The organism is Acinetobacter sp. WU_MDCI_Abxc222 (assembly GCF_025514755.1).
Lineage (GTDB): Bacteria > Pseudomonadota > Gammaproteobacteria > Pseudomonadales > Moraxellaceae > Acinetobacter > Acinetobacter geminorum.
The window spans coordinates 384,270-409,231 of record NZ_JAHPVG010000001.1; the positions used below are offsets into that span (position 1 = coordinate 384,270).

24 protein-coding genes are annotated in these 24,962 nt (G+C 39.1%); 7 read left to right on the top strand and 17 right to left on the bottom strand.

Going from position 1 to position 24,962, the window contains the following annotated elements; translation table 11 throughout:
* The first annotated feature begins 56 nt into the window (after positions 1 to 56).
* Positions 57 to 2,063 carry an esterase/lipase family protein gene (locus KTJ10_RS01850; protein ID WP_033849756.1) on the top strand — a complete coding sequence of 669 codons (2,007 nt, stop codon included), beginning with the start codon at positions 57 to 59 and terminating at the stop codon, positions 2,061 to 2,063.
* Between the two features lie 53 nt (positions 2,064 to 2,116).
* Here KTJ10_RS01850 and ahpF read toward each other — a convergent pair whose 3' ends face one another.
* The 3 genes from ahpF to KTJ10_RS01865 all read right to left on the bottom strand — a co-directional run bounded on the left by ahpF (position 2,117) and on the right by KTJ10_RS01865 (position 4,939).
* On the bottom strand, positions 2,117 to 3,682 hold the full coding sequence (ahpF, locus tag KTJ10_RS01855; RefSeq protein WP_262441201.1) for an alkyl hydroperoxide reductase subunit F: 1,566 nt from the start codon (positions 3,680 to 3,682) through the stop codon (positions 2,117 to 2,119).
* 175 nt (positions 3,683 to 3,857) lie between these two features.
* Positions 3,858 to 4,379: a chromate transporter gene (locus tag KTJ10_RS01860; protein ID WP_000501457.1), complete on the bottom strand. Its 522-nt coding sequence runs from the start codon at positions 4,377 to 4,379 to the stop codon at positions 3,858 to 3,860.
* On the bottom strand, positions 4,379 to 4,939 hold the full coding sequence (locus KTJ10_RS01865; RefSeq protein ID WP_001017026.1) for a chromate transporter: 561 nt from the start codon (positions 4,937 to 4,939) through the stop codon (positions 4,379 to 4,381). The genes KTJ10_RS01860 and KTJ10_RS01865 overlap by 1 nt, the downstream gene beginning before the upstream one ends.
* Positions 4,940 to 5,040: 101 nt before the next feature.
* Between KTJ10_RS01865 and KTJ10_RS01870 the strand changes: the two genes are divergently transcribed.
* Positions 5,041 to 5,943, top strand: coding sequence for a LysR family transcriptional regulator (locus KTJ10_RS01870; protein WP_068564295.1), 903 nt, complete (start codon positions 5,041 to 5,043; stop codon positions 5,941 to 5,943).
* A gap of 57 nt (positions 5,944 to 6,000) precedes the next feature.
* On the opposite strand, the gene arsH is transcribed toward KTJ10_RS01870, so the two are convergent.
* From arsH to KTJ10_RS01890, 4 genes are read right to left on the bottom strand one after another with little or no spacing between them, the layout of a single operon-like run.
* Complete coding sequence (arsH, locus tag KTJ10_RS01875) at positions 6,001 to 6,714, bottom strand: arsenical resistance protein ArsH (RefSeq protein WP_005069734.1); 714 nt, start codon at positions 6,712 to 6,714, stop codon at positions 6,001 to 6,003.
* Complete coding sequence (gene arsB / locus KTJ10_RS01880) at positions 6,701 to 7,747, bottom strand: ACR3 family arsenite efflux transporter (protein WP_086266135.1); 1,047 nt, start codon at positions 7,745 to 7,747, stop codon at positions 6,701 to 6,703. Before arsB ends, arsH begins: the two co-directional genes overlap by 14 nt.
* A 10-nt stretch (positions 7,748 to 7,757) precedes the next feature.
* On the bottom strand, positions 7,758 to 8,231 hold the full coding sequence (locus KTJ10_RS01885; protein WP_068612273.1) for an arsenate reductase ArsC: 474 nt from the start codon (positions 8,229 to 8,231) through the stop codon (positions 7,758 to 7,760).
* 4 nt (positions 8,232 to 8,235) lie between these two features.
* Positions 8,236 to 8,565 (bottom strand): metalloregulator ArsR/SmtB family transcription factor, encoded by a 330-nt coding sequence (locus tag KTJ10_RS01890; protein WP_005069740.1) that lies wholly within the window; start codon positions 8,563 to 8,565, stop codon positions 8,236 to 8,238.
* An 85-nt stretch (positions 8,566 to 8,650) separates the two neighbouring features.
* On the opposite strand from KTJ10_RS01890, the gene arsC reads away from it, so the two are divergent.
* Positions 8,651 to 9,079 (top strand): arsenate reductase (glutaredoxin), encoded by a 429-nt coding sequence (gene arsC, locus KTJ10_RS01895; RefSeq protein ID WP_262441202.1) that lies wholly within the window; start codon positions 8,651 to 8,653, stop codon positions 9,077 to 9,079.
* Positions 9,080 to 9,147: 68 nt separating this feature from the next.
* Here the strand turns inward: arsC and KTJ10_RS01900 are convergent, their stop codons facing one another.
* From KTJ10_RS01900 to KTJ10_RS01910, 3 genes are all read right to left on the bottom strand, one after another.
* Positions 9,148 to 9,309: a DUF1427 family protein gene (locus KTJ10_RS01900; protein WP_000784879.1), complete on the bottom strand. Its 162-nt coding sequence runs from the start codon at positions 9,307 to 9,309 to the stop codon at positions 9,148 to 9,150.
* A gap of 57 nt (positions 9,310 to 9,366) precedes the next feature.
* Complete coding sequence (locus tag KTJ10_RS01905) at positions 9,367 to 11,241, bottom strand: amidohydrolase (RefSeq protein ID WP_262441203.1); 1,875 nt, start codon at positions 11,239 to 11,241, stop codon at positions 9,367 to 9,369.
* 108 nt (positions 11,242 to 11,349) lie between these two features.
* Positions 11,350 to 12,036: a hydrolase gene (locus tag KTJ10_RS01910; protein WP_001043290.1), complete on the bottom strand. Its 687-nt coding sequence runs from the start codon at positions 12,034 to 12,036 to the stop codon at positions 11,350 to 11,352.
* A gap of 196 nt (positions 12,037 to 12,232) precedes the next feature.
* Between KTJ10_RS01910 and KTJ10_RS01915 the strand changes: the two genes are divergently transcribed.
* Positions 12,233 to 13,123: a LysR family transcriptional regulator gene (locus KTJ10_RS01915; RefSeq protein ID WP_017481618.1), complete on the top strand. Its 891-nt coding sequence runs from the start codon at positions 12,233 to 12,235 to the stop codon at positions 13,121 to 13,123.
* Between the two features lie 39 nt (positions 13,124 to 13,162).
* Here KTJ10_RS01915 and KTJ10_RS01920 read toward each other — a convergent pair whose 3' ends face one another.
* Positions 13,163 to 13,912, bottom strand: a complete 750-nt coding sequence (locus KTJ10_RS01920) for a GntR family transcriptional regulator (RefSeq protein ID WP_262441204.1) — start codon at positions 13,910 to 13,912, stop codon at positions 13,163 to 13,165.
* Between the two features lie 398 nt (positions 13,913 to 14,310).
* Between KTJ10_RS01920 and KTJ10_RS01925 the strand changes: the two genes are divergently transcribed.
* Positions 14,311 to 15,780: an NCS1 family nucleobase:cation symporter-1 gene (locus tag KTJ10_RS01925; protein ID WP_262441205.1), complete on the top strand. Its 1,470-nt coding sequence runs from the start codon at positions 14,311 to 14,313 to the stop codon at positions 15,778 to 15,780.
* Positions 15,777 to 16,511, top strand: a complete 735-nt coding sequence (locus KTJ10_RS01930) for an aspartate/glutamate racemase family protein (RefSeq protein WP_262441206.1) — start codon at positions 15,777 to 15,779, stop codon at positions 16,509 to 16,511. The genes KTJ10_RS01925 and KTJ10_RS01930 overlap by 4 nt, the downstream gene beginning before the upstream one ends.
* Positions 16,512 to 16,581: 70 nt before the next feature.
* Here KTJ10_RS01930 and tauD read toward each other — a convergent pair whose 3' ends face one another.
* The 4 genes from tauD to tauA are packed head-to-tail and all read right to left on the bottom strand — an operon-like array spanning position 16,582 to position 20,182.
* The gene (gene tauD / locus KTJ10_RS01935) at positions 16,582 to 17,463 is read right to left on the bottom strand and encodes a taurine dioxygenase (RefSeq protein WP_262441207.1); all 882 of its coding nucleotides are present in this window, start codon (positions 17,461 to 17,463) and stop codon (positions 16,582 to 16,584) included.
* Between the two features lie 8 nt (positions 17,464 to 17,471).
* The gene (gene tauC, locus KTJ10_RS01940) at positions 17,472 to 18,341 is read right to left on the bottom strand and encodes a taurine ABC transporter permease TauC (RefSeq protein ID WP_017481613.1); all 870 of its coding nucleotides are present in this window, start codon (positions 18,339 to 18,341) and stop codon (positions 17,472 to 17,474) included.
* Entirely contained in the window at positions 18,338 to 19,132 is a 795-nt protein-coding gene (locus tag KTJ10_RS01945) for a taurine ABC transporter ATP-binding protein (RefSeq protein ID WP_199976629.1), read from the bottom strand. Before KTJ10_RS01945 ends, tauC begins: the two co-directional genes overlap by 4 nt.
* Positions 19,133 to 19,141: 9 nt before the next feature.
* Complete coding sequence (tauA, locus tag KTJ10_RS01950; RefSeq protein WP_262441208.1) at positions 19,142 to 20,182, bottom strand: taurine ABC transporter substrate-binding protein; 1,041 nt, start codon at positions 20,180 to 20,182, stop codon at positions 19,142 to 19,144.
* 441 nt (positions 20,183 to 20,623) lie between these two features.
* Between tauA and KTJ10_RS01955 the strand changes: the two genes are divergently transcribed.
* Positions 20,624 to 21,808: a hypothetical protein gene (locus tag KTJ10_RS01955; protein ID WP_262441209.1), complete on the top strand. Its 1,185-nt coding sequence runs from the start codon at positions 20,624 to 20,626 to the stop codon at positions 21,806 to 21,808.
* A gap of 61 nt (positions 21,809 to 21,869) precedes the next feature.
* Here the strand turns inward: KTJ10_RS01955 and KTJ10_RS01960 are convergent, their stop codons facing one another.
* Entirely contained in the window at positions 21,870 to 23,336 is a 1,467-nt protein-coding gene (locus KTJ10_RS01960; RefSeq protein ID WP_057085541.1) for an MFS transporter, read from the bottom strand.
* 194 nt (positions 23,337 to 23,530) lie between these two features.
* On the bottom strand, positions 23,531 to 24,922 hold the full coding sequence (locus KTJ10_RS01965) for an LLM class flavin-dependent oxidoreductase (RefSeq protein ID WP_262441210.1): 1,392 nt from the start codon (positions 24,920 to 24,922) through the stop codon (positions 23,531 to 23,533).
* Positions 24,923 to 24,962 lie beyond the last annotated feature (40 nt).

The following is a 24,962-nucleotide window of genomic DNA, read 5'->3' on the forward strand; positions in this document are numbered from 1 at the left end:
AATATCTTAAAATTTGTATGATCTACCTACCATTGAGCCACTATATTTTGACCATAATGTTTTCAATAAAAAGAAGCAAAATACAGTTGACGGTCATACTACTCGGTTCAATTCTGAGTGGTTGTCAAGTCGTAAATGTTAAACAGCAAGATTTGAATGTAACTATTGCTAATGAACGTAATAGTATTCTCACGCAAGACAAACTCAGCGAAGCGAGCCTGAATGTTTTATCCATGTCTGGTCAAGAAGCTAAAGTTTGTACAGATAAGCCAGAGATTTGCGTAAATCAACTCAAAAATCTTCCCCAAATTGTAGATGAGCAATTCTTATCAGCTGCAAGTGAAATGTATTTGGCAAAAGCTATGGCTTTATCAAATACATCTGATTGTAAAACAAGTAGATTTACTAAGCATAAGTCTGAAGAAGAACAAAAGAATATCCAGAATAGATATGATGATTGTTTAGATCAGCAATTGAGTTTATTGGATAAAAGTATTCGCTATAGCTACGCGTATTTGTTTTCAACAAAACGTCAGCCTAATGACCGTATTTTTGATAATAGACAAGTTCAAATACGTGACTTCTATAACCAAGCCATAGCAAAAATGGTGAGTATTTATGATTTAAGATACCCACAAAAAAATGTTGTTGAACCGCAAATTCATATTGGTAAAAGTGTTTACTCAATTGATTTTGAATTTCATAAACAACTATCAGGCCAAAAATTAGAAAAATTAATTTCGAGTTATAACTTAAATTTTTCAGGCTTAAGAACCATTAACCGCCGTGATGGTTTTGGATCTGAATTTGTTGCTGTTTTTCCTAGCTCAGGAAAAGAAGATATTAATGAATATATTTTAGATCCACTTAAATACAATTATAAAAATGGTGTTAATCCAAATATTCATCATGCACGCTACTTAGCTGCGACTATTGTCGCTGAACCCAAACATGCGACTACCATCGAAGAAATCATTAATAATCCAGAATTCGTGATCCGAGTTTATGATCCTTATCGAACAGATAATATTAATGTAGCGGGGAAACAATATCCTCTAGCTGCTAACTTTTCTGCGCCTTACGGTCTATGGTTGGCCGAAAATAATTTAGGGGTCGCAGCTTATTTAACTCTGATTGACCGCGATCAGCATTTAACTATGCCGCATCTCTACATGCTTGAACCATACAATCCCAATAAGAAAATTATTGTGTTAGTACATGGCTTAGCCAGTAGTCCCGAAGCGTGGATTGCACTCACCAATGATGTTATGGGCGATACGGTTTTAAGAGATAATTATCAAGTTTGGCAAGTTTTTTATTCGACTAACATGCCAATTTTAGAAAGCCGTTTCCAGATTTATGCTCTGCTTAAACAAGCTTTTAGTTCACTAAACCCAAGTGACCCTGCCGCACATGATGCTGTTCTTGTTGGACATAGCATGGGAGGCATTATCAGCCGTTTACTGGTCAGTGATGGAGATATTACTAAACCTGCCTTAGAGTTAATGACGATCCGTCAGCAAAACCGCTTTAAAAAACATCCAATGGTCACTGAACGATTGCAAATGCATTCGATCAATAATTTTGATCGTGCGATCTTCTTGGCTTCCCCTCATCGCGGTACAGATTATGCTGATCGCTGGTTTACTTTAGCAGCGCGTAAAATTATTCGTTTACCCGGTGCATTTTTGTCGGCTGTTGCCACGTCACTAACAACCGAAAATTTAGATGTTAAGGATTTCTTGAGTAATATTGATAATGGTTTGATTCAAAATGGACCAAGCGATTTAAGTCATCAATCTAAATTTATGGAGCTGACTAAAAATATTAATCCACATCAAGGATTAGTTTTCCATTCAATTATGGGAAATATTACTAAGAGTGACGATCCAAATGTGATTACCGATGGCATCGTCCCGTACAAAAGTGCTCACTTAGACGGAGCAAAGTCTGAGAAAGTTCTTCCAGGTGGTCATTCCATCCAGCTTACACCTCAAGCTGTATTAGAATTGCGCCGTATTTTACGAGAGCATTTAGTCGAACATGGGTTATATAAACCATAAAAAGAAAAGAGCCAAAGGTTACCCTTTGGCTCTTTTCTTTTTGGGATTAAATTTTACTGCCCAGAACGGATGATGTAATCAAACGCAGAGAGTGATGCTTTAGCACCTTCACCTGTAGCAATAATGATTTGCTTGTAAGGTACAGTGGTACAGTCACCCGCCGCAAAGACACCTTGAACATTGGTTTCGTTGCGGTCATTCACAATGATCTCGCCACGGTTGGTTAACTCAACTTCACTGTCTTTCAAGAAGTCAGTATTTGGCAGTAAACCAATCTGGACAAAGATCCCAGCAAGCTCGATCACATGCTCTTCATCAGTCGCACGGTCTTTATATTTAAGACCAGTCACTTGTGATCCGTCACCTAACACTTCTGTACTTAAGGCATTCATAATCACCGTTGTGTTTGGCAAGCTATGCAATTTGTTTTGCAAGACTTGGTCTGCACGAAGTTTGGTATCGAACTCAACCAGAGTTACATGCTCAACAATCCCTGCAAGATCAATTGCAGCTTCTACGCCTGAGTTACCACCACCAATCACAGCAACACGTTTACCTTTGAACAACGGACCATCACAGTGTGGGCAGTAGGCAACACCACGGGTACGGTATTCTTGCTCACCCGGTACATTCATCTCTCTCCAACGTGCACCTGTTGAAAGGATTACAGTTTTTGATTCAAGTTTGGCGCCGTTTTCAAGTTCAACTTCAACCAAGCCATTTGCAGTCTGGTTGGCACCCGTGATTTTGCTGACACGTTGCAGGTTCATGATATCGACATCATATTCACGAACATGTGCTTCCATCTCGGCAGCAAACTTAGGACCTTGAGTCTTTTGCACAGACGTGAAGTTTTCAATGTCCATGGTGTCCATCACCTGACCACCAAAGCGTTCAGCCACGATACCTGTGTTAATGCCTTTACGTGCAGCATAGATTGCAGCTGTTGCACCTGCAGGGCCACCACCAATCACCAACACATCAAAAGCATCTTTGGCATTCAGTGCTGCTGCATCTTTTTCAGCAGAGTTGGTATCAAGTTTTGCCACAATCTCTTCAAGGGTCATACGACCTTGACCAATGTGTTCGTTGTCTTGGAATACCATTGGTACGGCCATGATTTTGCGTTGTTCCACTTCGTCTTGGAAGAATGAACCGTCAATCATGGTTACCGTAGTGTTCGGGTTATAAATCGCGATCAGGTTAAGCGCCTGTACCACATCCGGACAGTTATGACAGCTTAATGATACAAACACATCAAAGTTGGCTTTGAGGTTTAAACCTTTAATCTGGTTGAGCACTTCATCCGACACTTTAGGTGCATATCCAGACACTTGTAACAGCGCCAAGATCAAAGACGTAAACTCATGGCCCATTGGTAAGCCAGCAAAGAACACACGAGGTTGTTCACCTGCTTTAGCCACACCAAAGCTTGGACGACGTGTATTGTTACCGTCAAAACGGGCAGTCACTTTGTCAGAAAGCTCAGCGATTTCACTCACCAGCTCTTTAATTTGAGCAGCTTTATCTGATTCATCTAAGGCAGCAACTAATTCGATTGGACTTTCTAGACGTTCTAAGTAAGCTTTTAATTGAGTTTTAATGTTTTGATCTAACATCTGTTTTTACTCCAATGCATCCAAATTCTTTCAATAGATGCATAGTACGTGAAAACATAAAATAGGTAAAACAGTATGTTTTTATAGATTTGATCGGTTTTTTAGATTCAATTATTTACTTCATTAAAAAAAACCAACCTGAACTCATCCAGCGCAGGTCGGCAAACTGGTTAAACTAAAGTAAGACCACACCAAATACAGCCCCAGCAATCAAGACATGTAAAGGATGAACCTTTTTAATTAAAGATAATAAAGTCGCAATGACTACCATAATAATGAGTAACGTATTTATTGCCGCTGCCTCAGAAATAATCCAAGCACTAGCAAGTACAGTTCCCACAGTGACAGGTTGTAAAGCAAGCTGTAAAACACGTCTCCATTTTTTATCTTTAAATTTTGACCAGCCTCTCATCACAAATACAGTAATAAGAGATGAAGGTAAAAATTTAGCGGTAGACGTTACAAGTAGACCTGACAACCCTGCTACATGCCATCCCACCAACGGTACAATCATCATGTTCGGACCGGGTGCAGCTTGGGCCATGGCGAACAATGCACTGAATTCTTGTGCCGTCATCCAGTGATGAATATCAACTACTTGGCGTTGCATCTCAGGCAAAATGGTATTTCCACCACCAAATGCAATAAGAGACAATTGAGTAAAAATGATCGCTAAAGTAAGTAGAACTGCACCCATTACACACGTCTCCAAATGATTGCCGAGTAAAATGCCAACAAAATCAGCATAGTCACTAGTAAAGAGATTTTTAGAAAAGCAATACTGATAATTGCAGCAACCACTACGCAAATCGCTAATGGATTACGTAACAATGGCTTAAGCATTTTTAAACCTGTTGCAACTAGTAGCCCAGCCGCCGCAGCAGCTAAACCTTCAAAAAGATGCTTAACCATTAAATTATCTTGGAACTGCTCATAAACATAATGTAAAAGTACAACAATTATCGTAGGTGCAAGGATCAGACCAATGAGTGAGCTCACTGCCCCACGAACACCGCGAAACTCCATGCCAATCGCAACCGACAAATTAATAATATTGCCACCTGGTAAAAATTGACACAGACCAAGTAACTCAGTGAATTTTTCAGGGCTTAACCACTGTCTCTGCTCTACAATAACTTTACGGGCTAAAGGCAGCACGCCACCGAATCCAATTAAACCTAATGTTAAAAAACCTAAAAATAACTCTGTGCAGGTCGGGACACTCTCCTTCTGCACAGCAATCTCAACATGGTTCATTTTCGTTACTTTTCACTTTATCTGACCAAGATAGAATGATACTTTTGTGATATATCTACAAATGCTTTTATTTTCATTAACCATACCATAAAGGTATTCCTATGCTCGATTTACATAAGCTCCATGCCTTTGTTGTGGTAGTTGAAGAAAGGAATATTACGCATGCCGCAAACCGATTGTTTATTCAACAACCGCCTCTAACGCGTTTACTTAAAAAACTCGAAGAAGAACTTGGTACACAATTACTTATTCGCCAGCCTCGAGGAATTGAACCAACTGAGGCTGGTTTAGCCTTATTTAAAGAAGCACAACTTTTATTAGAACATGCCAGACATATTCCGAAATTAGTCCAAGATGTTAGCCAAGGTAAAACTGGTCAACTCAATATTGGTTTTACAAGTTCTGCGGGCTTGCATCCGCTCATTTCATTAGTATTGCGCTCATATCGAGAAATATATCCCAAGGTACAAACCAAACTTGAAGAAGCAGGCAGTCAAAAACAATTAGATCGTTTAATCTCTGAGAAACTTGATATTGCTTTTTTAAGAGCACCGATCAGCCGTGACATCGGGTTAAAACATCTTCATATATTAGATGAGCCAATGATGGTGGCATTGCCTATAGGCCATCCACTTACACAAAAAGAAAAAATTAGCTCAAATGACTTATCAAATGAAAATTTTGTTTTATACCGTCGTTCTTCAGGACAAGGTTTATATGACAATATTTTATATAGTTGCTACCAAGCAGGTTTTAGTCCACGCATTATTCAGGAAGCACCTCGGCCAACTGCAACATTAAATTTAGTTGCTGCTGGAATTGGTATAACGATTGTGCCAGCCTCAATGCATAACTTTTGGGAACATGAAATTGTGTATCGCGATTTTGATGATTCAATAAAAATGAATGCGCCTATTTACTTGATTACAAGAGAAAATGAAAGCTCTGCCAAAGTTTCAAATTTTATTGAACTATTACAAAAACTTTTGCCCACAATGGCCTGAGTGTAAAAGCTAAGCAATAAAAAGTGCCCCGAGTGGAGCACTTTTTTATGAAACTGTTTATTTTTGATTTACTCGTTTTGACAGCTCTTCTGCTGATTCTTTGCGCTCAGAATAGCGATCTGTCAAATACTGTTTTTGCCCACGTGTTAATAAGGTGAACTTATACAATTCTTCCATAACATCAACGATTCGGTCATAGTAAGAGGATGGTTTCATACTGCCATCTTCTTCAAACTCTAAAAAAGCTTTAGCAACCGAAGACTGATTTGGGATGGTAATCATGCGCATCCAACGCCCTAAAATACGCATTTGATTGACCGCATTAAATGACTGCGAACCACCACTAACTTGCATGACTGCTAAGGTTTTACCTTGAGTTGCACGGATTGCTCCGGCTGCCAAAGGAATCCAGTCAATCTGGGCTTTTAAAATTGAACTCATTGCACCATGACGTTCAGGTGAGCACCAGACCATACCTTCTGCCCAAGCCAAAAGCGCATGTAATTCTTGAACTTTCGGATGATCAGTTCCTGCATCCTCAGGTAAAGGTAAACCTTTAGGATGAAAGATTTTGACTTCAGCACCTAGGTATTCAAGGATTCGACCAGCAGTCAGCACAGCAAAACGACTATAAGAACGTTCACGATTAGAACCATATAGCAATAAAATGCGAGGTGGATGCTCAAGCTGCTGTGCTTGCACTTGCTCAAATGTAGGCTTATCAAGAAGATCTAATGCTACATTTGATAAATCATTATTAAGACTGTTCATCTGAGAAATACTTTTTCTTTAACCAAAGAGAAACGGTAACGAGTGAAATTAAAACGGGAACTTCAACCAATGGTCCAATCACTGTGGTAAATGCCACAGGTGATGCCAAACCAAATGTTGCAATGGCAACCGCTAAAGCTAACTCAAAATTGTTACCAGCCGCAGTAAACGAAATAGCAGTGGTACGTGGATAGTTATTCCCCATACGTTTACTCATAAAGAAGCTAATGAAGAACATCACCACAAAGTAAATCGTCAGTGGGATTGCAATACGTAATACATCTAAAGGTAAGCTCACTACATCACCACCTTTTAGGCTAAACATCGCCACGATGGTAAAAAGTAAAGCAATTAAACTAATCGGACTAATTTTTGGTAAAAATTTAGTTTGATACCATTCCAAACCTTTCGACTTGACTAAAATCAAACGCGTCAAGAACCCCATCAAAAATGGAATACCCAAGTACACCAAAACCGCATGTGTAATAGTCCAGAAATTCACATCAATGACTTGCCCTGCCACACCAAAATAAGGCGGCAAAAAGGTTAAGAATAACCATGCATAGGTACTGAAAAATAAGATTTGGAAAATACTGTTAAATGCAACCAACGCTGCAACATATTGGTTATCACCACAAGCAAGACCATTCCAAACTAAAACCATTGCAATACAACGTGCCAAACCAATTAAAATAAGACCAGTCATATACTCTGGATAACTATGCAGAAAAACAATCGCAAGTGCGAACATTAAAACTGGAGCTATCAACCAATTTTGAACCAATGACAAAGTTAAAGTTTTCTTATCTTTAAATACTTCTGGTAACGTAGCGTAGTCAACCTTTGCTAAAGGTGGATACATCATCAAAATTAAGCCGATTGCGATTGGGATATTAACGTTATCCACACTCATCTGGTTCAAAGAAACCGAGGCCTGAGGAAAGAAAACTCCAATAGCCAAGCCTAAGGCCATGGCTATAAAAATCCATAGCGTCAGATTTCGGTCTAAAAAGGAAAGCTTTTGCTTAGTCATGTCTGCTCTCTTACTCAATATGAGAGATTTCATTAATCTCAGCAATTAAATGTGAACGGTTTAGATTCGCAACATCAAGTGCAAACAATGCATCTAAACGACGATTAATATGAGCTACGGTCTCTTGGAATGCTTTAAGCTTTTCTTCTTTCGGCAAATCTAAGTGAGATGGGTCACTTAAACCCCAGTGTGCTTTGATCGCACCACCTAAATATAATGGGCATGCTTCTTGTGCAGCGGAGTCACAGACTGTAATAACAACATCCGGTTGATATTGTTCACAGTCATCAATAGTTTTACTCCATAATCCATCTGTGGAAAGGCCTAAATTTTCAAGTGTTTCAATCGTTAATGGATGTACTTGTCCTGATGGTTTACTACCAGCGCTATAAGCTTTCCAACCTTCTGGTGCACGGCTGTTAAATAAAACTTCTGACAAAATGCTACGGCAACTGTTTCCAGTGCATAAAAATAAAAATTTCATGGCCTCACTCACAATAGGTAGAAATAGAAGAAAACTGTGAAGATTGGTGTTTCATCGAATCTTCATCTTGCACGCCTATAATTTTTAAAACGTCGACAGCCCACTCAGGTAAATTGGGATTCAAACTGTAATAAACCCATTGTCCCTGTCGTGCATCAAGTAAGATGCCATGTGTGCGTAGCAATGCTAAATGTCTTGAAATTTTCGGCTGGCTTAAATCAAGCTGTTCGGTCAAATCACAAACACAAATTTTTTGTTGATTTAACACAAGTTTTAGAATGTTTAGTCGTGTTGAATCGGATAGACACTTAAAAAAATCAACTTGGTTGACCATGTCAGCTCCTCATTTAATATCTGTTATTGCAAATATACGCATATCCATATATAAATGCAATATCTCAACTTATTGTGAATTCGTCATGACAAATCCTGTGAAGATTTACCATAACCCTGCTTGCGGAACCTCACGTAATACATTAGCGCTTATTCATCATGCAGGCCTTGAACCTATCGTTATTGAATATTTACAAACGCCTCCAACGAAAGCTGAACTGGTACAACTCATTCAGGATTCAAACTTAACTGTACGTGAAGCAATTCGTAAAAATGTTGATCCATACAAAGATTTAGAGTTGGAACAAGGTCACTGGACTGATGAACAGTTAATTGATTTTATGGTGGAGTATCCAATTTTAATTAATCGTCCTTTCGTGGTTACACCAAAAGGAACACGACTTTGCCGCCCTTCTGAAATTGTCCTTGATATTTTAGATGTAGAAAACTTAGGCTATTTCGCAAAAGAAGATGGCGAAGTGATCATTGATGAGCAAGGTCATCGTATAAAGTAATTAAAGATACTTATTAATATAAAAAGCTAAATGGCATAACACCATTTAGCTTTTTTGAATTAAACAGGTTAAAAATAAGACTTAATGAAAGGAAGAAGTTGCTCTCCTATCACCATGCCCAATAAACCGACTAATGCAACAAGAGGTGGAGCTGGTGACTTAACATTTAGAACATAATATAAGACACCAACAAGCAACCCTACAGCCAAAGATAACAAGTACATTTTCATCGTACATACCTTAGAGAATTAAGCCATTTAATGAAGCAGGTTTCCATACTGTTTTATTTAAAATGCAAAACACGAGCACCCAAGTGCGCCCCAGAAAGATTTTTTGTCCTTATCATTTACAGGAACATCAAGCATCCAAGCATGGCTATGCCCATGCATACCACAACTGCTAGCACATGCACACAAAGCACTTTGTGACTGTAATGATTGATTAGAAGGAGCATTACGGTTTTCAGATAAACGCCACTGACCACCGAAGCGCTTTACTGGTGACCATGTTGGTGAAGCTGGTGGTAACGGCGGATCGTCGTGCTTAAACTCTGCCCCGGCATAGACCACTTTGCCACCTAAGACAGTAAGTACAGACTCAATCCACTGGATATCTTCAGCTTCTACTTTAAAGTAGTCATCGGACAATACCACAAGATCAGCAAGTTCTCCTGCTGTTAATGAGCCTTTAACATCTTTTTCACCAGAGAACCAAGCCGAACCTTTAGTCCAGAGTTTGAGTGCTGTCTGACGGTCTAATAGATTTTTTTCATCATAGAGTGGTAAACCACCGACTGTTTTACCAGTACTTAGCCAATACAAACACACCCAAGGATTGTAAGAGGCAACACGAGTCGCATCTGTCCCCGCACCAACAGGAGCACCAAGTTCTAACATTTTCTTAACTGGTGGCGTTGCCTGAGCAGCCTCGGCACCATAGCGTTTTACGAAAATCTCACCTTGGTAGGCCATACGGTGTTGAATGGCGATACCACCACCCAACGCACCTATACGTTCAATATTACGCTCAGATACAGTTTCGGCATGGTCAATAATAAATCGAGTTGCAAAAGGCTGTTTTGAATTTACTTTCTCAAATACATTGAGCAAACGATTAATACTTTCATCATAGGTTGCATGAATACGGAATGGCCATTTCTTTTCAGCCAAGTGCTCTACAATAGCTTCTAGTTCACCTTCCATTTTTTCTGGTAAATCTGGACGTGGTTCATAGAAATCTTCAAAGTCACCCGCTGACCAAGTCAGGTTCTCACCTGCTCCATTCATTCTAAACAGCTCATCACCATCACCCGGAAATGTCATTTCAGTCCAACGGCGATAGTCATCAAGCTCTTGGCCTGCCTTTTGAGCAAATAGGTTGTAAGCGATTCGCACCGTCATTTGATTTTGATCGTGCAATTGCTTAATCACATCATAATCTTCAGGATAGTTTTGACCGCCACCGCCCGCATCAATTGCTGAAGTAATACCCAACCGATTCAATTCACGCATGAAATGTCGAGTTGAATTGACTTGATCTTCAACTGGCAATTTCGGTGCTTTCCCTAAGGTCGAATACAAAATCATAGCCGATGGCGTAGCGAGCAAAAGACCTGTTGGCTCACCTTTTTCATTTCGTACAATTTTGCCTCCGGGTGGATCTGGAGTGTCTTTGTTAAAGCCCAATACATCAAGCGCAGCTCGGTTCAACAAGGCACTGGCGTATAAATGTAAAACAAATACGGGAGTATTTGGTGCAGCTTTATTAATTTCTTCTAAAGTCGGTAACCGCTTTTCGGCAAACTGGAACTCAGTCCAACCACCGACTACACGGACCCATTGTGGAGCTGGCGTATTATCTGCTTGCTCTTTAAGTAAGCGTAGTGCATCCGCAACGGATGGCACACCTTCCCAGCGCAGTTCCATATTGTAATTTAGGCCACCACGAATAATATGCAGATGACTGTCATTTAGACCCGGTATAACGCGACGGCCATTTAAGTCTACGACTTTGCTTGTTGGTGTTGCGAGTTTCATGACATCATCATTCGTGCCCGTGCATACGACTTTACCGTCTGCTATGGCAATTGCTTGTACTTCTGGATTTTTTGGATCTAAAGTTGTGATTTTACCGTTTTTGAGTATGAGATTTATTTCGGTCATTCTGAACTCCATTCTTGTGAATTATCGTTCTAAAAATAAAGGCATATCTGTATTAATATTACTTAAATATTGAATACTAGACATGCCTTTACCTAAATCAGTACTGTTTTATTTTGCAGGAACTGGTGCAAGTACTTCGTGTTTTGATGTTGTACGTTCAGGGGCCTTATGTACCATCGTATAAGCATAATCAACGCCCATACCATAAGCACCAGAGTGTTCGCGTACAATCGCCATAACTGCATCATACGTATCACGGTGTGCCCAATCACGCTGCCATTCAAGTAATACTTGTTGCCAAGTTACTGGAACAACACCCGCTTGAATCATACGTTGCATGGCATAGTCATGTGCCTCTTTCGATGTACCACCTGAAGCATCTGCAACCATATAAATTTCATAATCCCCTTCAAGCATCGCACCAAAAGCAAAGGTGTTATTGCACACTTCAGTCCACAAACCTGAAACAATCACTTTTTTACGATTATTTTTTGCAAGCGAATCACGTACTTTTTGGTCATCCCATGAATTCATTGAAGTACGTTCTAGTAATGGAGCATCTGGAAATACGTCTAAAAGTTCTGGATAGGTATGACCAGAGAAGCTTTCAGTCTCAACCGTCGTAATGGTGACAGGAATATTGAATGTTTTAGCTGCTTTTGCTAATCCTACAGTATTATTCTTTAATACTTGGCGATCTATTGATTGTACCCCAAAAGCCATTTGTGGCTGATGATCAATAAAAATAACCTGACAATTGGTTGGTGATAGTTGTTCTAAAAGTGATTTATTCATGGGTAAACTCCATTATTCCTTATGAGTAATGCATTAAAATTGCTTACTGGTTATTATGAAAACAGATAAAAATGTAAAAGCATAGACAGTAAATCAGCTCGAATCTGTATTGTGTACGAATACAATCAAAACAATGATTGCTTTTTAATTTTTATAGTTTAATCATTGATATATATTTTTTACCATTCGCTTATCCATGGATCGATTAGACTGTATTTCCACTTTTGTAAGTGTCGTAGAACACGGGAATTTTAGTAGCGCAGCTAGAGCACTTGATATCTCTCGTGACTTGGTTGCAAAACGTGTTTGCTACCTCGAAAATGACCTCAAAACCACATTGTTAACCCGAACTACAAGACAGATGAACCTCACCTCTTGTGGGGAAAAGTTTTATCAACATAGCAAAGTCATTTTAAGTGAGTTCGAATGGGCTGCCTATGAAATTAGCTACAATCAGCAGTACCCAGAAGGCGAACTCAAGCTCAATACGCCAATGTCTTTTAGTAACATTTTTCTTCAACATATCATTTCAGACTTTATTGAGAAATATCCCAGTATAAAAATTGATTTATTCATGACTGATCAGCTGTTAGATATGAATAATAATAAATTTGATTTAACAATCCGTGTAGATGGCTCTCCTCCAAATTTGGCAAATAGTAAAATATTAAATACATATCAACGATATTTATATGCAACCCCTGAGTATTTTAATCAGCATGGATTACCAAATTCATTAGAAGAACTTAAAGAACACAAGTTTCTAATTTACTATCAAGATAGTCGACATAAAAAATTGATTTTCCAAAAAGATCAGAAGGAAGTGTCTTTCAATTGCTTCCCTGTAATGACCTGCAATAATGGTGAATTATTATTAGATATGTGTCTAAAAGATCATGGTATTGTCTTTCTTCCGGAGTTTATTGCAGAGCCTTACTACAAAGAAGGTAAATTACAGAAATGTTTGGAAGACTACACCAGTCAACCGCTTCACTTATATGTCACATGGCCAAACCGTAAGATTTTATCAAAGAAAGTAAAATTATTTATTGATTTTTTAACACGTCAAATCGTTCCTATAAAATAAGTGGTCTGGGCCTTTTCTATCGGAATTGGCCCATGGTTTTCAGTTAGTTTGAATGGTTTCGATCTTCTTATTTTTAAATAAATTTAATAAATTTTGTTCTGCTGACGCTGTGCTGTCTTCTTGAATAAATGTCGTCGCGTAGTGTTCTAAATGCTCTTCCATCAATTGAGTTGCTCGTTTTTCATCACCCTGCTCTATTGCATCTAAAATTGCACGGTGTTCATCTGCAGAACAATTATTATGTTTTGGAATTTCATATAAACCAATTAATAACGAAGTTCTCGCAATAAGTGTCTGCAAATAATTAGTCATGATCGTATTCTGATTTGCTTCAATCAATTTCAAATGAAATTGTCCTGATAGCTTAATCCACTCAGCCCAATTACCAGCTAATCGCTCTTGCGACTCTTGATCGACTAAGGCTCGAAGCTCACTAAAATCTAAGTGATGAGACTTTTGAGCTAACTTTTTTACAGTGACAATTTCAAGCATGCTGCGTGCTTCAAAGACTTCTTTTGTTTCATGAGCACTATGTTTTGCTATGAGTGCCCCACGATTGGGCTGAATTTCGATGACCTTATCATGGGCAAGTTTTACGAAAACACGTCTTAACACTCCCCTCGTTACACCGAATGCCTCACATAGGGGTGCTTCAACCAAACGCGCCCCAGGTGTAAGTTGCCTATTTAAAATGGCATCAACAATAGCGTTATATATATGGTCATCAATTTCATCATTGCTCATTTCTACGGCTTTTTTTAGTGCATTCGATGGCATTGATTTCTCCATTTTTATTAACGCCTCCTCTTTTTAAAAATTTATCTAATAACTGTAGTGTAAGTTTAACTTAACCCTTTGGGAATATTACTCTCATTTCCACAGCATCTATGTGCTACTGAACAATTCAAAAATAAACCTTAAAATATCAGCTTATATAACTAAGTTTATGTACTTTTTATAAAAATTAATCTCTTCTCATTTTATAAAGCTGTCTCTTTATATCCAAATTCCGTACCAGTTTAAACAATCTCATCAATGCTACCCCCGAATTTGGCACAACTTTTGCTCAATAGAATTGTGCACAATCAAAATAACATATTGTGCACAATTTTAACTTCTTTCTTTTAGCCAGAGTTTCAAGCTGCTGAAGAACGTGCCCGCCCAACATAGGGAAGTGAGTGTTCAAGATGAATAATACCGAAGCAATAATTAAACCTTCTTATGATGCAAAGCTAACAAATCAAGACCTAGCTCCTTTAAAAAAGCAAACTTGGGGCGCTTATAATATTTTTGCCTTTTGGATGTCTGATGTTCATAGTGTTGGTGGCTATGTGATGGCCGGAAGTCTCTTTGCTCTTGGGCTAAACAGCTGGCAGGTACTTCTCTCTTTACTCATCGGCATTGCAATAGTTCAGTTTTTTACAAATCTGATTGCCAAGTCTAGCCAACAAACTGGCACGCCCTATCCGGTTATTTGCCGTGCAACCTTTGGTGTGCTTGGTGCAAACATACCTGCCGTTATTCGTGGTCTTATTGCTGTTGCATGGTATGGCATTCAGACCTATTTGGCCTCAAGTGCTTTCTTATTGGTTATTTTAAAATTTTTTCCAGAATGGTCAGCCTATGCCAATGTTTCAAATTACGGCTTTCTCGGGCTTTCCTATTTAGGATGGGTTGGCTTCATGCTGCTTTGGCTGCTGCAAGCGATTGTTTTTTGGTCTGGAATGGACAGCATTCGTAAGTTTATTGATTGGGCAGGTCCGGCTGTCTACGTTGTGATGTTTGCGATGGCAGTCTGGCTCATATGGAAAGCTGGATGGCAGAATATTGATTTAAACCTAAGTGGTGTTCAATACGACGGTTTTGCGGTTGTACCGGTCATGATTGGTGCTATTGCGCTTGTTGTCTCATATTTTTCAGGGCCTATGCTGAATTTTGGTGACTTTTCTCGTTATGGCAAAAGCTTCAACGCCATTAAAATGGGAAACTTTCTTGGCTTACCGATTAACTTCTTAGGCTTTTCTTTACTTACTGTAGTTTGTATTGCAGCAACACTTCCAGTGTACGGCAAGCTCATTACAGACCCTGTCGAGATGGTTGGAAAACTTGATAATACATTTGTGGTGATTTTAGGCAGCTTGACCTTAATGATTGCCACTATTGGAATTAATATTGTCGCTAACTTTGTTTCACCTGCCTTTGATTTTTCTAATGTTTCACCGAGCAAAATTAGTTGGCGTATGGGTGGAATGATTGCAGCAGTAGGTTCAATTTTCATTACCCCATGGAATTTATTTAATAACCCTCAAGTGATCCATTACACCATTGATATTTTAGGTGCATTTATCGGTCCACTTTTCGGTGTATTGCTCGCCGATTTTTACCTCGTTAAGAAACAAAAAATCGAAGTGGATGATCTATATACTTTAGATGCTCAAGGCTTGTATTGGTATAAAAATGGTTATAACCACTCTGCCTTTTATGCCTTAATTCCTGCTTCATTAATTCCTATTCTCTGCGTACTTTTACCACAACTGTCGGGGCTTGCTAATTTCACATGGTTTATTGGGATGGGATTCGGTTTTGTCATTTACCGATTTCTTAACCAACCACTAGCCCATGCTAAATCGGCAATGACTAAGGTAAAAGTACAATGAAAATTAAAATTATTAATCCCAATACTACTCAAAGCATGACTGACAAAATTGCTGCATCAGCAAAGATAGTTGCAAATTCTGATACTCAAATTATTGCTATGAGTCCTCAAATGGGCCCTGCAACAATTGAAAGTTATTATGATGAAGTATTAAGTGCTGTAGGTGTGCTGGAGGAAATTCGCCAAGGTGAACAGCAAAATGTAGATGCCTATATCATTGCCTGTTTTGGTGACCCTGCACTTTATGCTGCCCGTGAAATGACTCCAGCGCCTGTGATTGGGATTGCAGAAGCAGCTATGCGAACTGCAAGTTATGTCAGTACCGGTTTTAGTGTGGTGACAACCTTACAACGCACAGTGAATATGAGCTGGCATCTGGCTCATCGCTATGGGGCTACGCCATTTTGCAAAAATGTTCGAGCTTGTGACATTGCCGTTGAAGAATTGGAGCTTCCTGACTCAGATGCTTATCGAACCATACGAGATGAATGCAAAAAAGCACTCGCTGAAGATAAAAGCGATGCGATTGTTTTAGGATGTGCAGGTATGAGTGATTTGTGTCTAAAGCTACAAAACGAGTTAGGCGTAATCGTTATTGACGGCGTTGCTGCAGCCGTTAAACAAGCTGAAATGCTAGTTCAATTAAATTTAAAAACCAGCAAAGTCGGTGATTGGGCCTCACCTCCTCTAAAGAACTACACAGGTATATTGTCGGGTTTTGGAACACGATAGAGATAACTTACTGTTTCAATTCCAACTCAAAATGCTACGTTGGAATTGAAACAAAGAATAATTAAAGGAATTAAGCCTCTGCTAACTCTGGCTGTTGTTCTTCTTTATAAAATGGCACATCGCCATTAATAGTTGCACGGTGCATGATGCGATGGGCATCGCCATAATCAAATAATGCTTTATGTTGTGTGCAACGGTTATCCCAAATCGCGACGTCACCGTCTTGCCATTTCCAGCGTAAATGAAACTGCTCTTGGGTCGCATGCTCAAACAAGAAATTAAGCAACTGCTCACTTTCTTGTTCAGGTAACTCATTAATTTGTGTGGTAAAGCCCTCGCTTACAAACAACAAAGGCTCGCCTGTGACCGGATGGGTACGCACCACTGGATGAACCACTGGAGGATTACGCTTAAAGGTTTGCAACAGCTTTTCACGCTCTTCTTCGTTATGGGCAAAACGTTCAAGTGGAAAAGACTTACGAATATCGTGGGTTGCAGTTAAGCCACGTAGTTTTTGCTGTAACTCAAGCGTCAGCCCTTTAAAAGCTGCTGTGTTACTCGACCATAATGTATCGCCACCTACAGGTGGAATTTTAATGGCTTGCAATACACAGCCCAATGGTGGAGTTTTACTAAAAGTCACGTCTGTGTGCCAAAGTTCATTATCACGTAAGTCTTGTTTCCAACTATCAAGCACCATGACTTCCGGCACATCTTCAATTGACGGATAAATCGGGTGCACATGTAAGGTGCCAAAACTACGTGCCAAGTCTGCTTGTGCTTGCGGTGCTAATTGTTGCTTTCGAAAAAAAATGACCTGATGATCAAGCAAAGCCTGCTGGATTTGTTGCGTTGTCTGTTCATTTAACGCATTCAAATCAATATCGTGAATAATTGCGCCAATGGTAGGCTTGATCACTTCAATATTTAAGTTTGCTACTACTGTATTCATCTTCTTTACTACAACTGCTGACCATACCAAGGAGAAAACTGTTTTTGTAACCAACGTAAAAACAGCTCAAAACTAACTGCGACAATCGCAATCACAATAATGCCCAGAATCACCGTATCGGTAATTAAGAACTGCGCTGCCGATTGCACCATAAAACCAATACCGCGGTCCGCTGCAACCAACTCTGCTGCAACCAATGTTGACCAACCAACCCCAAGACCAATACGAATACCGGTAATAATATGAGGTAAAGCTGTTGGCAAAATGACATGCCAAAAGACTTGTGACTGACTTGCCCCTAGCGACAATGCAGCACGTTCACGATTCAACTGATGACTTAACACGCCATGCGCACTACTAATAATGACAGGCGCCAAAATCGAGAAGAAAATCAAAAGTACTTTTGTGGTTTCGCCAATACCGAACCAAATTACGAGTAAGGGTAAATAAGCTAACGGCGGAATTGGACGTAATAATTCAACTAAAGGATCTAGAACAGCACGAACCCATTTGTTCAGACCCATCCATAAGCCTAGCGGAACGCCAATCACCACGGCAGCAATCAAAGCTAAAAACACACGCGAGATACTAGCGGCCAAGTGTTGCCACAAAGTCGCCTTCATAAAGCCTTCTTGGCTGACCGATATAAATTTTTGCCAGACTGCCTGTGGGCTAGGTAAAAACAGTTCAGGTACGACATGCAAAGCAGTAATGAGGAACCAGAGTGCAACCACACTTCCCACACTAATTATGCTAACTGCCAAAGTGCGATGCTTCTCAAAGAATGACGATAGAAAAGAAGCACTTTCTGTTTGTACATCTGGCTTAATTTTTAGCTCTGCCTTGTCATATTCATAGACGTTATCTTTAGTATTCATGTAGGTAACGCCTCCTTACCGTTTTGTTTTTGTGCCCTTAAACTTTCAAACAGCTGTTCTCTGAGCTGAATAAATTGAGGGTCCGACTTAATCGAACGAATAGACTCGCCCTGACGATATCGTTTAGCAAAATCGAGATGTAGAGTTTCTACAATTTTGCCCGGATGCGCTGTCATCAGTACTAACTGATTGCTGAGCAATAATGCTTCTTCAATGTCATGAGTAATCAAAAAGAAGCTTTTATTTTGTTGAATCCATAAATCGAGCACTAACTGCTGCATGTTTTCACGCGTAAAAGCATCTAATGCGGCAAAAGGTTCATCTAATAAAATAAACGGCGCATGACTAATCAAAGCTCTGGCAATACCAACACGTTGTTTCATACCGCCGGAAAGTTCCCAGATATTGGCTTTTTCAACGTGACTTAAACCTACAATTTTTAAAATTGCACTCACTTGTTTCTCGATCTCTGCACGTTTTAACCCTTTTAACTGCAAAGCGAAGCCAACATTATCTGCAACATTCAACCAAGGAAGTAAGGCGTGATCCTGAAATACAACAGCGCGAGTTACATCTGGTCCAGTTACCACTTCATGATTTACAAGCACATCACCTGAACTCGGCTTTTGAAAGCCTGCCAAGATATTAAGCAAAGTCGTTTTGCCACAACCTGACTCGCCCAAAATCACGGTTAAAGTACCTTCTTCAATGGTTAGGTTAATGTCTTGTAAAACTGGCTTTTGCTGTTTAGGAAAAGTCAGATGAATATGTTTGGCTTCTAATACACTCATGACAACTCCTTAAGGCTGCAAAAATGAAGAATTCACATTGCCTTTATAATCGGCTTTCAATTGATCGACCTTGCCCTGACCTTTTAAGAATTTCGCTGTATCAAAAATATTTTGTGCGAATTCGCCATCTAACGTTTGTTTTTGCTGAGCGTGGTCAAGGTAAATATTTCCACTTAATAAAAGCGGGATATCTTTTGGATCAGAACCTGTGAGCTGCGCAATTTTTTGCACGTTATCGGCATCTTTAACGTAAGCGGCTGGATCTTGGTTATATTTTTCGAGTTGCTCAAGTGTGGTTTGGACAAAAGCTTTTAGAAAGTCAGGATTTTTCTCTGCAAAGTCTTTACGTACAACCCATAAGTCATAAGTTGGAGCCCCCCATTCACCGACTTGTTTCGAGTCAGTTAAAATCGTACCAGATGCTTTGGCTTTACTTAAAGCAGGTTCCCAAACATAGGCAGCATCAATATCACCACGTTCCCATGCAGCTGAAATTTCAGGTGGACGCAAGTTAATAATTTTTACTTTGTCTTCTGGAATGTTCCAATGTTTAAGTGCAGACAAAAGGCTGTAATGGGTTGTTGAAACAAACGGTACAGCAATGGTTTTGCCAATTAAATCTTGAGGGCTTTTTATGCCTGATTTATTACTTACTACTAATGCTTCAGATCCACCAAGTTTTGAAGTAATTAAGAATACTTCTATCGGTAAATCACGGCTTGCGGCAGCAGCAAGTGGACTTGATCCAATATTGCCAAGTACCACATCACCTGAAGCAAGTGCATTTACAACATCTGAACCCGCATCAAATTTTTTCCATTGAATGGTACGTTGACTATGTTTTTCATAATCTCCATTCGCCTGTGCAACTTTGCTTGGGTCAACTCCGGTTTGATAAGCAATCACGACAGGTTTGTTGTCACGAACTGAAGCACCAGTATTATTATCTTTCTTATTTTGCCATACGATAAATGCAACAATTGCTACAACCACAATTGCCGTGATAATCAACGGTTTGGTCTTTGTGCTCATAATTTCATGATCTTTCAATAATATAAGCTCATGGTATGCAGCTGGCTTTATAATGAAAAATAAAAAAATATGAGTTGCTTATCTAATTTTTATAAATAACTTTTCCTTATAAGTTTTTATCTTTTGGTAAAAAGCAAATTCCAAGTAAACTTACAGATTAAAATAAAAATTAAAATACTTATATATCAATAATTAAAAACCATATTCACAAATCATATGATTAGGCAAGCCTGACAGACGGCCTCTAAGTATTTTATCCTCTCATATTTGATCATTTTTATTTTTGCTTATTGCATCCAGAGTTTTGCATCTAATTAATTTTCATTCTTTTATATAAAGTTCAGATTTTATTATCTTTTTATCTTAAAACCTCTGCAAATATTGAGATTTGGGCAAATCTTTTTCTGGTTTATACATGACGCAAATTTAATTTTTATTTTTAAGAGGAGAAAAATTCTTTTGTTTAAACATTCTCAAATTTTGAAAAAAACATTAATTACAACGTCTTTGATTACATTCAGCCTTTCAAGTCATGCAGCACTTACCTTTGGCAATGCTGAAGAAGGTGAACTTAAAGTAAGTGGTACTGTTCGGGCTAAATATGTTTATGATTTTGACTCTGAACCCACTACCAGTAAGTTTTCCTTTAATGACGCCGTATTATGGCTGGACTATAACTCTCCGAAATGGATTGGTCGTTTAGATTATCGGGTTTATGAATATTATGGGCGTTTAGGCGATGCCAATTGGCTTACCGATGCATGGATGGGTTATAAAATTAATGACAATAGTAAAATTATTGCTGGCTTAAACCCCGTTCCTTTTGGCTTGGGGCGCTTTTGGGGAAATACTTATTATTTAGGCATTGCCAATAGTGCTGGTTGGGAAGATGTACACAACCTTGGGGTGAAATATGATTTCAATGATGGAATCAATGAAGCACAACTCGCTTTTTATCCTACCGATGGTGGCACCTATAGAGGTAAAAGCAAAGACTCGAGTCGATTTAGTATCAACCCTGTCAATGCGGATGACTCTGTACCACAAGGCACCAATACTAAAGAAAAGAACTCGATTGTAGTTCGCGGTGCTCATACCTTTAAAAATGTCTTAGGCCAAGAAAATTTCTCTACTCAACTTGGCGCCTCCGCATGGTACTCCACCATTGAAAATAAGCGTTCAGGGCAAGATGGCGATCGCCAAGTCTATTCAGTTTTTAGCAATACCAATTATAACCAATGGAATTTACAGCTTTTGGCTGGTTATCAAGACATTGATAATGCCGACACCCAATATAAAGATCACCTGACTTTGGGTGGTTTCGATTATTCATTTAACTCTGCAACCAAAGGTCAGATTTACTCAGCCGAACTCAGCTATTTATTTCCTCAGCAGTTTGGCCCTATTACCTCTATTCGTCCTTACCTAAACTATAGTTCTTATAGAAAAGAGCAAGATGGATTTAAAGATTCAACCCGTTTTATTCCAGGTATTGCGTTTAATTATCAAAAATTGACGGTACAAGCCGAGTTACTGATGGGTAAACATGATCCATATCTAGGTGACAGTGAAGGCCTTGCAGCTGGTGGAAGCAATGATAAATGGAATAAAAAAGCGTTTGTGATTTTTGCTTATTACTTCTAACTCCAAAAACAAAGGCCAACAAATGTTGGCCTTTGTTTTCATTTAGATATCTAATTTTACGCTAGTCGATTACTGGTGAATTATTGAGAGGAAGTTCTGTTTTATCTTCATCAATCACATCGACATCTTGGGCGGTAGGCTCAAACTTAATCAGTAGCCCAATCACAATTAAAGGAATAAATGCAAAGATAGAAATAATCAGGTAAACATCGGTTTTATATCCCGCCATCCAAATTGGCAACACAAACAAAGCAATTGCCTGAGCAACACCAGTTACCGCACGGTTAAAGCCAACACCAACGCCACGAATTGAAGCTGGATAAGCCATTGTTGGATAGACCATCATTTGTGCCCCTGGCCCAAAGCCTTCGGCAAAAAGCCATAAACCGAGCATGCCAATAGCGGTGTAGAGTAAAAAGCTGTTACCGGGCTCGCCAATCAATGCCAATGCAATGAGAGCAATAAACTGAAGTAAAAAGCCTGTAAGCAACACATGACGAGATTTAAATCTGCTGGCGACGAACACACCTAATAGTCCACCCGTAAATGCAAACAATAAATTGAGTCCGAGCGTTGTAGTAATGGTCGTCAAAACATCTGTATGAAAGAACCGTGTCAAAATCGAAGGTAAAAAGAAAGCAATGGTGGTGTACTGAAACGCCACCGAAATATGAATTACAATTGCCACAATCGTTCTTGGCAAATAAGTTTTATTAAATAAAACCGCAAAACCCTCACGCTTTTTCTTTTCAGCCGTTCTTTCTACTTTTTCGACTGTGGCGACTGCATTAATTGCATAAGACTCTTGTAGAACTTTAGCTGCCCCTTTTAAATCGCCTTGGTTTGCAAGCCAGATTGGTGATTCAGTTAAATATTTACCGCGAATAAAAATAATGAGTAACGCTGGTACGGCTCCAAATATTAAGGAAGCTCGCCATAACCAGTTGCTATGCTCAGGGGGTAAAAGAAAATAAAGCGCCAGAACTAGACCAAAACATACTGAAGAAGCGGCATACCACATTGGGCACCATGCTGCTAACCGAGCTGCTTTGTTGCTACTACCGTTAAATTTGGAAAACTCAGATAAGTATGACATTGCAACAGGCAGATCAATACCGACACTAATCCCCATAATAAATCTGGCTAAAATCAAAACCCAGACATTCGGTGCAAAGCCTGCGACAATTGCAGCAATGACAAAGAGCACCATGTCCGCCATAAACACTCGATAGCGGCCAATTTTATCTGTCAGCCAACCACCAATCAGGTTACCAACAATGGTTCCACAGACAATTGCTGAAGCCACCACACCAGTCATAACGGGACTTAAAGAAAACTCTGAGATGACTTGCTCAATACCAAAGGACAGCGTTGTTAAATCATAGGCATCAATAAACACCCCAATTAGTGCCAACCAAATAACTTTATTCGATTTACCCTTCCCTGCAAATTTTGAAATTAATTGTGAAACATCATCGGGAGATTTAATTTCATAACGATGGTTATGATCGAGTTCTTGTGTGCTCACTTAATAATTCCTGAATTTTAATAACAGGAACAAAATAATGATTATTCACATAATACAAAAACAAATTAATCTGATGTTTTAATCTAAATTATATAATTATCTTTTCATTATTAACTCAGCAGTAAAATCGATATAAAAAGACAAAATAAAAGCTGATATTTAACCAGCTTTTTATTTAAAGGCTTCCTAAAATATTAACTCGCCTCAGCAAGTTTTAATTCCTTTAGATTACGATATTTTGCACCGCGGTGATTTTCAGGCAAATATGGCCCGGCACCAAATAATTTTTCTCTTAATGTTCCTTGTGCATATGAGGTTTGATATACCCCACGTTTTTGCAACTCTGGCACAATAAATTCGACCACATCGGCAAAGGTTTGATGCGCCAAAATATAGGCAAGGTTAAAGCCATCAATATCGGTATCTTCAACCCATTGCTGTAAAGTATCCGAAACGGTTTCTGCCGAACCCACTAACACAGGCCCATTACCACCTAAGCTGTTCCAGTTTGCAATTTCCTCAATGGTCCAAACACGGTCTGGATCCGCATTTACATAAGAATCTAATAAAGATTGAATCGCGTTGGTTTGAATATATTCAACTTTGTCTGTCGGTTGATATTGTGAAAAATCGACACCCGACCAGCCAGATAGCAATGTTAAAGCGCCATCGTAACTTCCATAGCTTTGATATTCTTTAAACTTAGCCTGTGCTTTTGCATCGGTTTCATCAGTGACAATCGACAAAAGCGCATAAATTTTAACAGAGTACGGATCGCGGCCTTCTTGAGCCAATTTCTGGCGAATGCCTTGTACCACTTTTTTAGTGGCAATTTTAGACGGTGCTGCTATGAATACACACTCGGCATTTTGACTAGCAAACTTCTGTCCGCGTGAAGATGCGCCTGCTTGATAAAGTACGGGTGTTCGCTGCGGTGATGGCTCACAAATATGGATGCCCGGTACAGTAAAGTATTTACCCTCGTGCTGAATTGGATGCACTTTTTTATGGTCAGCAAAGATACCGCTTTCACGGTCACGAAGTACCGAACCTTCCTCCCAAGAACCTTCCCAAAGTTTGTAAAGGACTTCTAAGTATTCATCAGCAATATCATAACGATTGTCATGATTAACCTGAGTTTTTAGGCCCAAGTTTTTCGAACCACTTTCTAAATAAGACGTCACGATATTCCATCCAACTCGCCCTTTGGTTAAATGGTCTAGCGTGCTAATACGTCTAGCAAAAGGATAAGGATGTTCAAAAGAAATAGAGGTCGTGACACCAAAACCCAAGTGCTTTGTGACTGCTGCCATCGCAGGCACAATCTGTAGCGGATCATTGACTGGAACTTGTACTGCACCTGTTAAAGCATGTTCAGCACTTTGATGATAAACGTCATAAATACCAAGCACATCTGCAATAAAAATACCGTCAAAAAAACCACGCTCAAGAATTTGTGCTAAATCTGTCCAATATTCTAAATCTTTATATTCAACAGACCGATCTTGAGGATGTCGCCATAATCCAGGAGATTGGTGGGCAATACAATTCATTTCAAAAGCATTAAAACTAATTTTCTTAGTCATAAAATATCAACCAGCATTTTATTTAATTTTTATACTAAAG

Excerpts from the sequence above, each read along its gene's own strand:
- KTJ10_RS01920 (WP_262441204.1), bottom strand. The coding sequence starts at position 13,912 with ATGGAGAAATCAATGCCATCGAATGCACTAAAAAAAGCCGTAGAAATG.
- KTJ10_RS01860 (WP_000501457.1), bottom strand. The coding sequence starts at position 4,379 with ATGGGTGCAGTTCTACTTACTTTAGCGATCATTTTTACTCAATTGTCT.
- arsC (WP_262441202.1), top strand. The coding sequence starts at position 8,651 with ATGACAAATCCTGTGAAGATTTACCATAACCCTGCTTGCGGAACCTCA.
- KTJ10_RS01850 (WP_033849756.1), top strand. The coding sequence starts at position 57 with ATGTTTTCAATAAAAAGAAGCAAAATACAGTTGACGGTCATACTACTC.
- ahpF (WP_262441201.1), bottom strand. The coding sequence starts at position 3,682 with ATGTTAGATCAAAACATTAAAACTCAATTAAAAGCTTACTTAGAACGT.
- KTJ10_RS01900 (WP_000784879.1), bottom strand. The coding sequence starts at position 9,309 with ATGAAAATGTACTTGTTATCTTTGGCTGTAGGGTTGCTTGTTGGTGTC.
- KTJ10_RS01915 (WP_017481618.1), top strand. The coding sequence starts at position 12,233 with ATGGATCGATTAGACTGTATTTCCACTTTTGTAAGTGTCGTAGAACAC.
- KTJ10_RS01885 (WP_068612273.1), bottom strand. The coding sequence starts at position 8,231 with ATGAAATTTTTATTTTTATGCACTGGAAACAGTTGCCGTAGCATTTTG.
- KTJ10_RS01930 (WP_262441206.1), top strand. The coding sequence starts at position 15,777 with ATGAAAATTAAAATTATTAATCCCAATACTACTCAAAGCATGACTGAC.
- arsH (WP_005069734.1), bottom strand. The coding sequence starts at position 6,714 with ATGAACAGTCTTAATAATGATTTATCAAATGTAGCATTAGATCTTCTT.
- KTJ10_RS01870 (WP_068564295.1), top strand. The coding sequence starts at position 5,041 with ATGCTCGATTTACATAAGCTCCATGCCTTTGTTGTGGTAGTTGAAGAA.
- KTJ10_RS01945 (WP_199976629.1), bottom strand. The coding sequence starts at position 19,132 with ATGAGTGTATTAGAAGCCAAACATATTCATCTGACTTTTCCTAAACAG.
- KTJ10_RS01965 (WP_262441210.1), bottom strand. The coding sequence starts at position 24,922 with ATGACTAAGAAAATTAGTTTTAATGCTTTTGAAATGAATTGTATTGCC.
- KTJ10_RS01910 (WP_001043290.1), bottom strand. The coding sequence starts at position 12,036 with ATGAATAAATCACTTTTAGAACAACTATCACCAACCAATTGTCAGGTT.
- KTJ10_RS01905 (WP_262441203.1), bottom strand. The coding sequence starts at position 11,241 with ATGACCGAAATAAATCTCATACTCAAAAACGGTAAAATCACAACTTTA.
- KTJ10_RS01865 (WP_001017026.1), bottom strand. The coding sequence starts at position 4,939 with ATGAACCATGTTGAGATTGCTGTGCAGAAGGAGAGTGTCCCGACCTGC.
- tauC (WP_017481613.1), bottom strand. The coding sequence starts at position 18,341 with ATGAATACTAAAGATAACGTCTATGAATATGACAAGGCAGAGCTAAAA.
- KTJ10_RS01890 (WP_005069740.1), bottom strand. The coding sequence starts at position 8,565 with ATGGTCAACCAAGTTGATTTTTTTAAGTGTCTATCCGATTCAACACGA.
- arsB (WP_086266135.1), bottom strand. The coding sequence starts at position 7,747 with ATGACTAAGCAAAAGCTTTCCTTTTTAGACCGAAATCTGACGCTATGG.
- tauD (WP_262441207.1), bottom strand. The coding sequence starts at position 17,463 with ATGAATACAGTAGTAGCAAACTTAAATATTGAAGTGATCAAGCCTACC.
- KTJ10_RS01925 (WP_262441205.1), top strand. The coding sequence starts at position 14,311 with ATGAATAATACCGAAGCAATAATTAAACCTTCTTATGATGCAAAGCTA.